This window comes from Micromonospora sp. DT178, assembly GCF_049841695.1.
Classification (GTDB): domain Bacteria; phylum Actinomycetota; class Actinomycetes; order Mycobacteriales; family Micromonosporaceae; genus Micromonospora.
Genome location: NZ_JBNCKV010000002.1, coordinates 567,401 through 580,641 on the forward strand (window position 1 = coordinate 567,401; position 13,241 = coordinate 580,641).

General features: G+C 75.0%; 11 protein-coding genes. 7 read left to right on the top strand and 4 right to left on the bottom strand.

All coding sequences use genetic code 11. The annotated features are described in order from the left end of the window. Positions 1 to 2 precede the first annotated feature (2 nt). The 5 genes from fdxA to ACLQ22_RS06500 all read left to right on the top strand — a co-directional run bounded on the left by fdxA (position 3) and on the right by ACLQ22_RS06500 (position 3,866). On the top strand, positions 3 to 329 hold the full coding sequence (gene fdxA, locus ACLQ22_RS06480; protein ID WP_091422126.1) for a ferredoxin: 327 nt from the start codon (positions 3 to 5) through the stop codon (positions 327 to 329). After that, positions 326 to 1,432: a succinyldiaminopimelate transaminase gene (gene dapC, locus ACLQ22_RS06485; protein ID WP_425691483.1), complete on the top strand. Its 1,107-nt coding sequence runs from the start codon at positions 326 to 328 to the stop codon at positions 1,430 to 1,432. The genes fdxA and dapC overlap by 4 nt, the downstream gene beginning before the upstream one ends. A 19-nt stretch (positions 1,433 to 1,451) precedes the next feature. Continuing rightward, positions 1,452 to 2,477, top strand: coding sequence for a prephenate dehydrogenase (locus tag ACLQ22_RS06490; RefSeq protein ID WP_425691443.1), 1,026 nt, complete (start codon positions 1,452 to 1,454; stop codon positions 2,475 to 2,477). 91 nt (positions 2,478 to 2,568) lie between these two features. After that, positions 2,569 to 3,216, top strand: a complete 648-nt coding sequence (locus ACLQ22_RS06495; protein ID WP_425691444.1) for an SIMPL domain-containing protein — start codon at positions 2,569 to 2,571, stop codon at positions 3,214 to 3,216. Continuing rightward, the gene (locus tag ACLQ22_RS06500) at positions 3,216 to 3,866 is read left to right on the top strand and encodes a nucleoside/nucleotide kinase family protein (RefSeq protein ID WP_425691445.1); all 651 of its coding nucleotides are present in this window, start codon (positions 3,216 to 3,218) and stop codon (positions 3,864 to 3,866) included. Before ACLQ22_RS06495 ends, ACLQ22_RS06500 begins: the two co-directional genes overlap by 1 nt. 42 nt (positions 3,867 to 3,908) lie before the next feature. On the opposite strand, the gene ACLQ22_RS06505 is transcribed toward ACLQ22_RS06500, so the two are convergent. Further along, the gene (locus ACLQ22_RS06505) at positions 3,909 to 6,581 is read right to left on the bottom strand and encodes a hypothetical protein (protein WP_425691446.1); all 2,673 of its coding nucleotides are present in this window, start codon (positions 6,579 to 6,581) and stop codon (positions 3,909 to 3,911) included. Positions 6,582 to 6,684: 103 nt separating this feature from the next. After that, entirely contained in the window at positions 6,685 to 7,242 is a 558-nt protein-coding gene (locus ACLQ22_RS06510; RefSeq protein WP_425691447.1) for a sugar O-acetyltransferase, read from the bottom strand. 98 nt (positions 7,243 to 7,340) lie between these two features. On the opposite strand from ACLQ22_RS06510, the gene ACLQ22_RS06515 reads away from it, so the two are divergent. Further along, entirely contained in the window at positions 7,341 to 10,709 is a 3,369-nt protein-coding gene (locus ACLQ22_RS06515) for a S8 family serine peptidase (protein WP_425691448.1), read from the top strand. A 53-nt stretch (positions 10,710 to 10,762) separates the two neighbouring features. Here the strand turns inward: ACLQ22_RS06515 and dapD are convergent, their stop codons facing one another. After that, positions 10,763 to 11,719: a 2,3,4,5-tetrahydropyridine-2,6-dicarboxylate N-succinyltransferase gene (gene dapD / locus ACLQ22_RS06520; protein ID WP_425691449.1), complete on the bottom strand. Its 957-nt coding sequence runs from the start codon at positions 11,717 to 11,719 to the stop codon at positions 10,763 to 10,765. A gap of 119 nt (positions 11,720 to 11,838) precedes the next feature. Between dapD and dapE the strand changes: the two genes are divergently transcribed. Continuing rightward, entirely contained in the window at positions 11,839 to 12,912 is a 1,074-nt protein-coding gene (dapE, locus tag ACLQ22_RS06525) for a succinyl-diaminopimelate desuccinylase (protein WP_425691450.1), read from the top strand. Positions 12,913 to 13,000: 88 nt separating this feature from the next. Here dapE and ACLQ22_RS06530 read toward each other — a convergent pair whose 3' ends face one another. Further along, positions 13,001 to 13,162, bottom strand: a complete 162-nt coding sequence (locus tag ACLQ22_RS06530) for a hypothetical protein (protein WP_199729509.1) — start codon at positions 13,160 to 13,162, stop codon at positions 13,001 to 13,003. Between the last annotated feature and the right edge of the window lie 79 nt (positions 13,163 to 13,241).

Genomic DNA, 13,241 nt, shown 5'->3' on the forward strand with positions numbered 1-13,241 from the left:
CGGTGACCTACATCATCGCCGAACCGTGCGTGGATGTGCTCGACAAGGCTTGCATCGAGGAATGCCCGGTCGACTGCATTTACGAGGGCAACCGGATGCTCTACATCCACCCCGACGAGTGCGTCGACTGCGGTGCCTGCGAGCCGGTCTGCCCGGTCGAGGCGATCTTCTACGAGGACGACGTCCCGGAGCAGTGGAAGGACTACACCGGCGCCAACTACGAGTTCTTCGAGGAACTGGGTTCGCCCGGCGGCGCCTCGAAGATCGGCAAGGTGGAGAAGGACGCGACCTTCGTCGCCGCGCAGCCGCCGCGCGGCGAGGGCCACTGAACCGGCCCGCGCCGGTCTCGTCACGGCTGCCGGAGTTCACCTGGGACACCCTGGACGCCGCGGCCGCACTGGCCGCGGCGCACCCTGAGGGCCTGATCAACCTCTCCATGGGTACGCCGGTCGACCCGGTGCCCGAGGTGATCCGGCGGGCGCTTGCCGACGCGTCCGACGCCCCGGGCTACCCGCTGACCGCCGGCACGCCGGTGTTGCGCGAGACGATCGCGGCCTGGGTGGCACGGGCCTGCGGAGCCGGCGTCGACGGCCTCGGCGTGCTGCCGACGATCGGCTCCAAGGAACTCGTCGCCTGGCTGCCGACCCTGCTCGGGATCGGTCCCGGCGACGTCGTCGTGGTGCCCTCGATCGCCTACCCGACCTACGAGGACGGGGTCCGGCTCGCCGGCGCCACCGTCGTACGCGCCGACTCGCTGACCGCCGTCGGGCCCACCTCCCGGGTGCGCCTGGTCTGGGTCAACTCGCCGGGCAACCCGACCGGCCGGGTGCTGCCGGCGGCCCACCTGCGCAAGGTGGTCGACTGGGCCCGGGAGCGCGGCGCGGTGGTCGCCAGCGACGAGTGCTACCTGCCGTTGGGCTGGGCCGCCGAGCCCGTCTCGGTGCTCTCGCCCGAGGTCTGCGGCGGGTCGTACGACGGGGTGCTGGCCGTGCACTCGCTCTCCAAGCGGTCCAACCTGGCCGGCTACCGGGCGGGCTTCGTGGCGGGCGACCCGGCGCTGGTGGCGGAGCTGCTCAAGGTCCGCAAGCACGCCGGGATGATCGTGCCGGCGCCGGTGCAGGCGGCGATGGTGGCCGCGCTGCGCGACGAGCGGCACGCCGACGAGCAGCGGGAGCGCTACCGGGCCCGGCGGGACACCCTGCACGCCGCGTTCACCGACGCCGGCTTCACCGTCGAGCACTCCGAGGCCGGGCTCTACCTCTGGCTGACCCGGGGCGAGGACTGCTGGGAGACGGTCGACTGGCTGGCCCGGCGGGGCATCCTCGCGGCGGCGGGCGTCTTCTACGGCCCGGGCGGCCGGCAGCACGTCCGGGTGGCGTTGACCGAGTCCGACGAGCACGTGGCGGCGGTCGCCGGCCGGCTGCGCGCCTGAGCGACCGCCGAGGCGCGTGATGGTGGACAGTTCGCGTGGGCGACCCCGGGTCGCCGTGGTGGGCACCGGCCTCATCGGCGGGTCGGTCCTGCTCCGGCTGCACGAGGCGGGGCTGGACGTCGTCGGCTGGGATCCGGACCGGGCCACCCGGGCGGACGGGCGCGAGCGCGGCGTGACCTTCCCCGACGACCTGGGCGAGGCCGTCCGCGACCGTGACGTCGTGTTCCTCTGTGGCCCCCTGCCGAGGCTGCCGGAGACCCTGCTCACCGTCGCCGAGCACGCCGGGGACGGCTGCGTCCTCACCGACGTGGGCAGCACGAAGGGCGCCGTGGCCGCCTTCGCCGCCGCCAACGGGTTGACCGACCGGTTCGTACCGGGCCATCCGATGGCAGGCACCGAACGCTCCGGGCTCGCCGCCGCCGTGCCGGCGCTGTTCGAGGGGGCCGCGTGGGTGCTCTGCCCGGCGGCCGAGGGCATCGGGCCGTTCCGGATGCTGGCCGGCCTCGTCGTGGACGTCTTCGCCGCCCGGGTGGTGCCGATGTCGCCGGCGGTGCACGACTCGGTGGTGGCGCTCTCCTCGCACATCCCGCACCTGCTTGCCGGCAGCCTCGCCGGTGCGGTGGCGAAGTCGGATCTCCGGGACGCCGTGCTGGGCCTGGCCGCGGGCAGCTTCCGGGACGGCACCCGGGTCGCCGGCACCCCGGCCCGGCGTACGGCCGACATGCTCTTCGACAACCGCGAGCAGGTGGTGCGACAGCTCGGTCAGGTCAGCGCGTTCCTCGACGGGCTGGCCGCCGCGCTGCGCGCCGAGGACATCGACGCCCTGGTCGGTCACTTCGAGCAGGCGCGGGACGTGCGTACCGTCCTCTTCGACCGGGACCTGCTCGCCCACCGGCAGGAGTTCCCCGCCGACGGCGACCACCGCGCCGAGGTGGAGTTCCTGATGGAGTTGGGGGCCGCCGGCGGCTACCTCACCGAGTGCCGGGTCGACGGCGACCGGGTCGGCTACACGGGCCACCTCCCGGCGACGGTCCACGCCGGCTGAGCCGGACGGGCCCGGGGCCGGGGCGTCGAGCCCCCGGCGGTGTGCGATCGGACGGCGGGCGGGCCGGCGGACGCGCGGTTAGGGTGAGGGCATGGTGGACGGGCCGGTGGTGGCGGTGCGCGGCGAGGCGTACCGGGAGGTGGCTCCGGAGATCGCCCGGTTCGCGGTGACGGCCAGGGCGCGCGACCGGGACCGGGAGGCCACCCTGAAGCGGCTGGCCGAGCGGGCCGCCGCCGTCCGGGTGCTGCTTGACGGCGAGGGCCCCGGCATCGACCGGCGGGAGACCGGCGAGCTGCAGGTCAGGCCGGAGACCCGGCGTTCCGGTGAGCGGGTGGTGGCGTACAGCGGCAGCGTGACCACCACCGTGACGGTCAGCGACTTCACCGCGCTCGGCGAACTGATGCTGCGCCTCGCCGACCAGGACCAGATCGAGGTGGCCGGGCCGTGGTGGTCGCTGCGGCCGGACAGCCCGGCCCACCGGGAGGCCCGGCACGCCGCGCTCGCCGACGCCCTGCTGCGCGCCCGCGAGTACGCGGAGGCCCTCGGCGCCCGGGTGACCGCCCTGATCGAGCTGGCCGACGCGGGTGCGGCGGAGCAGCCGATGATGAGCCGGATGGCGTACGCGATGGGCGACGGCGCCGAGAGCGGCCCGCCGGAGCTGGAACTCGACCCGCAGCCGCAGACCGTGCACGCCGCGGTGCAGGCGCGGTTCGCGATCAGCGAGCCGGTCCTCGGCTGATGGCCGGCGCCCGGGTCGTCGGCACCGACGAGCTGGTGGCGCGGGCGCGGACCCTCGCCGAGGCCGGCCCGCGGCAGCTGCTCGGCATCGCCGGGCCGCCCGGCGCGGGCAAGTCGACGCTGGCGGAGCGGATCGTCGAGGCGGTCGGCCCGACCGCCCGGCTGGTGCCGATGGACGGCTTCCACCTCGCCCAGGCAGAGCTGCACCGCCTGGGCCGGGCGGAGCGCAAGGGCGCCGTGGACACCTTCGACGCCAACGGCTACGTCTCGCTGCTGCGCCGCCTGCGCCGCCTGGAGCCGACGGCGGTCTACGCGCCGGCCTTCCGGCGGGACCTGGAGGAGCCGGTGGCCGGCTCGATCGAGGTACCGCCGTCGGTGCGGCTGGTGGTCACCGAGGGCAACTACCTGCTGCTGACCGGGACGCCCTGGGACGAGGTGCGGCCGCTGCTGCACGAGGCGTGGTTCCTCGACCTGGACGCCGAGCTGCGGCTGCGCCGGCTGACCGCCCGGCACGAGGCGTACGGGCGGTCGGCGGAACAGGCCCGGGCGTGGGCGACGGGCAGCGACGAGGCCAACGCCGCCCTGGTGGCCGGCACCGCGCACCGCGCCGACCTGGTCGTCCGGCTCGCCGAGCCGCCGCCGTCACGCTGAGGGCGGCGGCGGCCCGCCGCGTGCTGGTGGCCGCCGTGCGGGTCAGCCGGTGCCGCGCCTCGGCGCCGGTACGCCCCGGCGCAGCAGCCACGCCACCCGCGAGCGTTCCCGGTGGAACTCGGGCGCCTCCGGGTAGCCGCTGTGGTTGCGGATCGGGGGATCGGCCACCTCGCCGTCGTCGGGGTGCAGCGCCTCCGGGTCGTGTACGGCCAGGTTCCGTTCCCCGGCGGCGACGGGCCAGCCGAGCGGGTCGGTGTCCCGCCAGAAGTTGGTCCAGCGGATCGGGCCACCGGGCGGCGTCAGCGCCTCGGCCAGCACCGGCAGCCGCTCCGGGCCGAAGTAGCCGGGGAAGACCCGCCCGTAGAGCCGGGTGAGCTGGCAGCCGTACGAGAAGAACCAGATCCGCCGGCGCGAGCGGGCGGGCAGCTGGAGGAGCACGGCCGCGCAGATCACCGTGCCCTGGCTGTGTCCCGAGAGGATGATCCCGTCCACGCTCCGGGGATCGTCCTCGGCGAGCGCCAGCAGCCCGGCGGTGCGGGTCTGCAACTCCGGTACGGCCCGCTCGGCGTAGCTGGGCGGGGCCAGCGGGTGCGCGGTGCGGGGCCAGAAGGTGCCCACGTCCCAGACCACACCGACCGTGCGGCGGACGACGTCGTTGCGGTAGACCAGCAGGCCCACCGTGGCGATCAGCACCGGCAGCCAGCCGAGCAGCCGCCCGCCCACCTCGGAGATCCACTCGACCACCGCGGCGCCGCCGGTCGCGACCGGCGGGTGCGGCGGGCTGCCGGAGAGCAGGGCGGCGCAGCCGAGGGTCGCCAGCACGGCCGACGCGGCGGCGTAGCAGCCGACCAGTCGTACGGCGTGCTCGCCGATCAGCCGGTGCAGCGCCCGCCACGTGCTGACGTCACGGCAGCGCCGCAGGTCGTGGGCGGAGAGCGGGTCGTCGGTCCGTGCCGTCGCCCGCGCGTACTCGTGCCGGCGCAGGCGGAGGTGGAGCAGGCCGGCCCGGGCGACCGTGACGGCGAGCGCGAGCAGGGCGACGGCGACGACGAGCCCGGCCCACAGCACCGGGACCGGGGGCACGACGGGGGAGCGCCCGCCCGGTGCCGGGCCGCCGTTGAGCCGGCCGGTGACCCAGTAGAGCAGACCGGCGCTGTAGGAGACGCAGAGCAGCCAGCCGAAGCCGGCGACGACCGCCGGCGCCCGGCCGCCCCAGGCCAGGTCGCTGCGGGGCTCCGGTGGCGGTCGCCCGGCCGGCGACGGGACGCGCGGCAGCAGCAGGCCGGTGGCGGCCAGGGCGACGACCGGGACGACGACCGTCCAGAACTCCAGCGCCGCGGGCGGCGGCGGCCCGGGCAGCCAGCCGGTGAACCAGGCGAACCCGAGGACGAGCAGCAGGACCGCCGCCGCCGGCGCGGCCAGCGCCCGCCGCCCGGACCGGGCCACCGACCCGATCGCGATGAGCAGCAGCAACTGCCCCGTGCCCAGCCAGGCGACGATCCAGTCGAGGCCGGGCAGCGACCGGTCCGCCGGACAGAGCGGCGCGACGGCCTGCCGGGCGCATCCGGGCGTCGGGCGCAGGTCGGCCAGGGGCGTGCCCGCGGGGCCATCGGGCAGCAGCAGGACCAGCACCGTCCCGGCCAGCCCGACGGCGGTGAGCACGGCGACCGTGACGCTCCATCCGCCGAGCGGGGTGGCCCCGGCGCGCCGGGTCAGCCCGGGCCGCGCGAGCGCCACGACCGCGACCAGCACGACGGCGGCGAGCGCCGCCACGGTGGGCCAGGCGACGGCCGCCCGGCCGCCTCGGGGCGGGTCCAGGGCGAGGACCGCACCCAGCGGTACGGCGGCGGCGACGACCACCCCGGTGCACAGGTGCAGCACGGCGCCCCTGCGCAACTGGCCTTCGCCGGCCCAGAAGGTGCGGTCCTGCAACGGGTTGCCGGGCGGCGGGTCGGGCGCGGCCGGATCCGCCCCGGGTCGTTCGCGCCCGTCCGCCGGGGCCCCGAGCGGCTGCGCGGCGTGCGCCGGGGTCCCGACCGGCTGCGGGGCGTCGGGCGGGGGGACCGGTTCGGCGGGCATCTGCGCCTCGTACTGGTAGGTCCGCCAGCTCACCAGTCCGAGCAGGGCCAGCACGCCGAGCGGCACGAGCAGGCCGACGGCCAACGACCGCGCGCCCTCGCTCCACCAGCCGTGTCCCAGGAACTCCCAGGGGCCGGGGATCCGGCGCAGGCAGTCGTCGTCGACGCACTGCCAGCCCACGAGGTCGACCCCGACGGCGGTGAGGGTGAGGGCGAAACTGTCGGTGAGGCTCAGGCAGAACAACCGGATCAGCCACGCCGTGATCCCCGAGGTGCTGTGCCAGCGTTCGGTCGCGGGATCGGCCGGGACGGACGGCCGGGCGTGCAGCGCGACGTTGGCCAGCGTGAACGGGAGCAGCAGCGTCCACAGCGCGCGCTCGACGTCCCGTGCGGTCCGCGCGCCGGAGGTCAACTGCCCCCAGCTGTACGCCTCGACGACGACCGGGTCGGCCGGCTCGGCGGTCGGGTCGGCCGGCTCGGCGGCCGGGGAGCGGTAGAAGCCGGTGACCGGGCCGCCCGCGACGAGCCACGGCGGGGCCGGCGCGTCGGTGCCCGGTGCCGGGCGCAGGCCGAGGATCTGACCGGGGGGCGTGTTGGAGACCCCGTGCACGCGCAGTTCGAGCACCCGACCGACCATCCCCGCCTCCCGGTGACGACGTCACCACCCACAGTGCCGTGCGCCGGTCCGGTCGCGCCAGTGGCGGGAGGGTGTTTGTGCAGGTGGCGGGCGTGATGGTGGCTCAGTCGAGCTGACGTACGACGCGGGCGGGGTTACCCACGGCGACGACGTTCGCCGGCAGGTCCTTCGTCACCACGGCGCCCGCGCCGACGACCGTGTTCTCCCCGACGGTGACGCCGGCGAGCACGATGGCCCCGCCGCCGAGCCAGACGTTGTCGCCGATGGTGATCGGCTTGGCCGCCTCCCACTTGTCGCGGCGGGGCCCGGGCTCGACGGGGTGGGTGGCGGTGAGCAGCTGGACGTTCGGTCCGATCTGGACGTCGGCGCCGATGGTGATGGGGGCGACGTCGAGGAGGACCGCGTTGAAGTTGACGAAGCTGCGCGGCCCGATCCGGACCTGCCAGCCGTAGTCGACGTGGAGCGGCGGTCGGACCCAGGCTCCCTCGCCCACCTCGCCGAGCAGGTCGCGCAGGGCCGCGAGCCGGGCCCCGGGGTCGGCGGCCGGGCCGGTGTTGAAGCGTTCCATCAGCCGCGCCGCCCGGTCCAGGTCGGCGGCGATCTCCGGATCGTCGGCGATGTAGGGCTCGCCGGCCAGCATGCGTTCCTTCATGGATGTCACCGGTCGATCATCTCCGAGGATCGGTCCTGTTCGTTGGCTGCTCCGTCATCTTTGTGTCTTCACTTTGCATACTCGGTATGCAACTCTGATGACTGTCAATGCGTCTCTCCCTACAGGTAGTAACGCCCGACGAGGAGGATCCGTTGCAGCGAAGAAGAAAACTGGTCGGTCTCGGTCTGGTGCTCGGGATGGTGCTCGGCACCCCCGGCATGGCCGTCGCCCAGAAGCCCGCCGAACCGGCAGCCCGTCCTGACGCGACCCCGTCGACCCGGTTGGGGGGCGCCGGCAGCCGCCCGGTCACCGTCACCCTGCTCACCGGCGACCGGGTCACCGTCAGCGGCTCCCGGGCCAGCGTGCGACCCGCACCCGGGCGCGAGGACGTCCGCTTCCTGACCCGACGGGAGCGGGGCCACGTCTCCGTCGTGCCCGAGGACGCCGTGGCGCCCATCCGGGACGGGCGGATCGACCGGCGGCTGTTCGACGTCACCGAACTGGTCGCCGCCGGCTATGACGACGCCCGGCGCGACCACCTGCCCCTGCTGATCACCGGCGGCACCGGCGCGGCCCGGCGCTCCGCCGTGCCCGCCGGGGTGACGGTCACCCGTGAGCTGCCCGCCGTCGGCGGGCTCGCCGCCACGGCGAGCAAGCGGCGGGCCGCCGAGGTCTGGGCGGCGGTCACCGCCGCCGGCGCGAGGGTCGGCGCGGCAGGGGGTGCCGACCGGATCTGGCTCGACGGCCGGCGGCAGCTCACGCTCGACCGCAGCGTGCCGCAGATCGGCGCCCCGGAGGCGTACCGGGCCGGGTACACCGGCCGGGGCGTGCGGGTCGCCGTGCTGGACACCGGGATCGACGCCACGCACCCGGACCTGGCCGGCCGGGTGGCGCAGGTGCGCAACTTCACGGAGGAGTCCGCGCCGGGCGACATCGTCGGGCACGGCACCCACGTCGCCTCGATCGTCGCCGGCAGCGGCGCCGCCTCGGGCGGCCGGATGCGGGGCGTGGCCCCGGACGCGACACTTCTCGACGGCAAGGTCTGCGAGACGTTCGGCTGCACGGAGTCGGCGATCCTCGCCGGCATGCAGTGGGCCGCGGTCGAGCAGCGGGCCAACGTGATCAACCTCAGCCTCGGCGGCTTCGACACCCCGGAGGTCGACCCGCTGGAGGAGGCCGTCAACACGCTCACCGCGCAGACCGGCGCCCTGTTCGTGATCAGCGCCGGCAACTCCGGCCGGTTCGCGCCGGTCAGTTCCCCCAGCACCGCCGACGCCGCCCTCTCGGTGGGTGCCGTCGACCGGGACGACAGCCTCGCCGACTTCTCCAGCCGTGGTCCCCGCACGGGTGACGACGCGCTCAAGCCCGACATCACCGCCCCGGGGGTGGGGATCGTGGCGGCGCGCAGCCGGGACGCGGTGATCGGCGACCCGGCCGGCAACGGATACGTCTCGCTCTCCGGCACCTCGATGGCGGCCCCGCACGTCACCGGCGCGGCGGCGCTGCTCGCCCAGAAGCACGGCGGGAAGGCCGACCGGCTCAAGGCCCTGCTGATGTCCTCGGCGAAGCCGCACGCCGAGCTGACCGCGTACGAGCAGGGGGCCGGGCGGGTCGACGTGGCCGACGCGATCTGGCAGACCGTGACCAGCGACCCGCCGAGCGTGTCGCTCGGGCGGGCACTCTGGCCGCACGGCGACGACACCCCGGTCACCCGCACGGTGACCTGGCGCAACGACGGCGCGACCACGACCGACCTGGACCTGGCCGTCGAGGCGACCGGCCCGGACGGCAGGCCGGCCCCGGCCGGCATGTTCACCCTCGGCGTGAGCCGGCTCGCCGTACCGGGCGGCGGCACGGCGAGTGCCACCGTCACCGCCGACACCCGGGTCGACGGCCCGGACGGTCACTACACCGGCCGGATCGTCGCCCGCTCCGGCGGCGCGGTGGTGGCCGTCACCCCGCTGGCGGTGCACCGGGAGGTGGAGAGCTACACGGTGACCGCCCGGCACCTGAACCGCGCCGGCGCGCTCGCCGCCGAGCACAGCACCACGCTGGTCTCGCTGGACGAGCTGAACCCGTACGACCTGTACGACCCGGACGGCACCGCCGAGCTGCGGGTCCCCAAGGGCCGGTACGGGCTGGTCAGCTACGTGTTCGACGTGGACGGCGACGAGCTCACGGGGGCCACCCAGCTCGTCCAGCCGGAGCTGGTGGTCGGCGGGGACACGCGGATCACCCTCGACGCCCGACGGGGCAAGCCGGTCAGGATGAGCGTCCCGCAGCGCTCGGCCACCCCGGCGCTCGTCGTCACCGAGGCGAGCTTCCTCGCCGAGACGGGCAGCTACACCTTCGGCCTGCTGGACTCCGACTTCGACGGTCTCTTCACCGCCGGGCTCGGGCGACCGGTGCCCGCGGAACGGTTCATCGCCTCGGTCAGCAGCCAGTGGGCCGACCTGAAGGCAGCGAGCAGCCCCTACCTCTACGCCCTCAACGAGGCCGTGCCGGGCCGGATGCCGACCGGCTTCACCCGGCACTACCGGGCGAAGGACCTGGCCACCGTCACCCACCGGTTCAACGGCGGCAGCCCGGGGCTGGCCACCGACCGCCTGGTCTTCGCGCACCGGGAACCCGACCTCGGCGGCTGGGCGGTCGGCCTGCGCACCGCCACTCCGGGACAGCGGGTCGAGCACTACAACACGCGGGACGTGCGGTGGTCCTCCGAGCTGGACTTCGGGGTGCCGACCGACGACGGCTGGCTGGATCTCAAGGCGATCCTGTTCTCCGAGGAGCGGAGCCTGCGCGCCGGGCGGCACTACCGGGAGAGCTGGAACAGCGCGCCGTACGGGCCGTCGTTCCCGGCGGCGGGGATCACCCGCCAGGGCGACCGCATCGGGGTGAGCCTGCCGCTGCACAGCGACGCCGAGGGCCACCCCGGCGGCTCGGTCGCCGACACCGCCCGCACCGCCCTCTACCGCAACGGGGTGCTGGTCGGGGAGAGCGAGGAGCCGGCGTACGGCGGGTTCGACGTGCCGCCGGGCGCGGCCGACTACCGGCTGGAGGTGTCGTCGAAGCGGAGCTTCACCGACCTCTCCACCCAGGTGGCGGCCACGTGGACGTTCCGGTCCCGGCACGTCGCCGGGGACGACCCGGCCGTGCTGCCGGCGTCGGCGATCCGGTTCGCGCCCCGGCTCGACCGGGACAACGCCGCCCCGGCGGGCCGGAGCTTCGCGATCCCGGTCCAGGTGCAGCGGCAGCCGGGCGCGCCCTCGGCGCGGGTCGCCGCGCTGACCGTCGACGTCTCCTACGACGGCGGTAAGACCTGGCAGCCGGCCCGGGTCCGCGGCGGCGGAGACGGCTGGACGGCCACCGTGCGGCACCCCGCCGACACCGGACACGTCTCGCTGCGGGCCACCGCCCGGGACACCGCAGGCAACACGGTCACCCAGCGCGTCATCCAGGCGTACCGCCTGCGCTGAGGCGTACCCCCGCCGGGTCCGCGGCCGACCGCGGGCCCGGCGGGGGGCGACCGTCAGTCGTTGGCGTGCAGCGCGGCGTTCAGCTCGATGCCCCGGCCGCTGCGCGGCTTCGCCTCCAGCGCGCCGGTGACGGAGTTGCGCCAGAACAGCAGGCCGTCCATCCCGGACAGCTCGCGGGCCTTGACCACCCGGCCGTCCGGCAGCGTGACCTTGGAGGCGGCGGTGACGTAGCAGCCGGCCTCCACCCGGCAGTCGTCGCCGAGCGAGATGCCCACGCCGGCGTTCGCGCCGATCAGGCTGCGCTCGCCGATGCGGACCTTGTCGGTGCCGCCGCCGGAGAGGGTGCCCATGATCGAGGCGCCGCCGCCGATGTCGGAGCCGTCGCCGACCACCACGCCCTGCACGATCCGCCCCTCGACCATGGAGGTGCCGAGCGTGCCGGCGTTGAAGTTGCAGAAGCCCTCGTGCATGACCGTGGTGCCGGCCGCCAGGTGCGCGCCGAGCCGCACCCGGTCGGCGTCGGCGATCCGCACGCCCGACGGCACCACGTAGTCGGTCATCCGGGGGAACTTGTCCACCCCGTACACGGCCAGGTGGCGGCCGGCGGCCCGCTCGATGACCCGCAGCTCGTCGACCCGCTCAGGGGGGCACGGCCCGGCGGAGGTCCAGGCCACGTTCGCCAGCTTGCCGAAGATGCCGTCGAGGTTGAGCTCGTTGGGTCGCACCAGGCGGTGGGAGAGCAGGTGCAGCCGCAGGTACGCGTCGGCGGCATCCTTGATCGGGTCGTCCAGCGAGCCGATCACGGTGACCACCTGGACGGTACGCAGCCCGGGCAGCGCCCGGTCGCCGACCGCCCCCGGCGGCAGGTCCAGCACGTCCGCCTCGTCCTCGCCGGCGACCAGCGGCAGCTCGCCCAGGCCCAGCTTGCCCGTCGGATACCAGGTGTCGAGCACCTGGTCGTCAGCGGTAACGGTGGCCAGGCCGATGCCCCAGGCGGATTCGGACGTCACTGATTCACCCTCTCGTTCGTGCTGCGGGCCGGCGAGCCCTCCGCGCCCCGCGTCCCCCGCGGGCCGCCCCGGAACGCTCGCTCCTCGCGCTCGCCGGATCTGACGGTACCGTGCGAACCATGGAGAACCCGCTGACCCCCGAGGTCCTGGCCGATCCGGTGGCGCTGACCCGCGCGCTGGTCGACATGGAGTCCGTGTCGCTCAACGAGAAGGCGATCGCCGACTGCGTGGAGGAGGTGCTGAGGGGCGTACCGCACCTGACCACGTATCGGCACGGCAACACGGTGATGGCGCGGACGGACCTGGGCCGCGACCAGCGGGTGGTGCTCGCCGGCCACCTGGACACGGTGCCGCTGAACAACAACTTCCCGTCGACCACCCGCGGCGACCTGATGTACGGCTGCGGCACCTCGGACATGAAGTCCGGCGTGGCGTTCGCGCTGAACCTGGCGGTGAGCCTGCCGGACCCGCGCTACGACGTGACGTACTTCTTCTACGAGGCGGAGGAGATCGAGTCGAAGTACAACGGCCTCTTCCTGGTCGCCGACGCGCACCCGGAGTGGCTGGAGGCGGACTTCGCGCTGCTGCTGGAGCCGACGCACGGCATCGTCGAGGCGGGGTGCCAGGGCACCATGCGCGCGATGGTCACCACCACCGGCGTACGCGCCCACTCGGCCCGTTCCTGGCACGGGGTGAACGCGATCCACGCGGCCGGCGAGGTGCTCGACCGGCTGGCCAACTACGAGGCGCGACGGGTGACCATCGACGGCTGCGACTACCGGGAGGGGATGAACGCGGTCCGCATCCACGGCGGCGTGGCCGGCAACGTGGTGCCCGACCGGTGCGAGGTCGAGGTCAACTACCGGTTCGCGCCGGACCGGACCCCGGCCGAGGCCGAGGCGCACGTGCGCGAGGTCTTCGCCGGCTTCGAGGTGCGGGTCACGGACTCGGCGGCCGGCGCCCCGCCCGGGCTGGAGGCGGCGCCCGCCCAGGAGTTCCTCGCCGCGGTCGGTGCCGCGCCGATCGGCAAGCTGGGCTGGACGGACGTGGCCCGGTTCGCCGCGATGGGCGTCCCGGCGCTGAACTTCGGACCCGGCGACCCCAACCTGGCCCACCACCCCGACGAGCACGTGGAGATCAGCAAGATCCGGGAGGGCGCCGTCACCCTGCGCCGCTGGCTCGCCTCCGCCTGACGGTCTCCGGGGCGGGGCGTCCCCCGCATGCACGGAGGGTCCGCGTCGGCCGACGCGGACCCTCCGTGCACGGTGTCGTCGGTGCGGGTCAGACGGTGGTCGACGCGTCGGCGGTGGGCCGGGCGTCGGTCTGGCCGCCCTGGTCGGTGGACGGTTCCATCAGGCGGGCGCGGCGGCGCTCGGCCACCACGTCGCGGATGCGGCGCTGCATCTGCCGCCGGATCCGGATCATCTCGCTGTTGCTGATCACGCTGACTCCTCCCCCGAAGGCGCGCGCCGGGGCATACCCGGTATGTGAATAGTAAGACGTCCGTGCGACCGAATTAGTT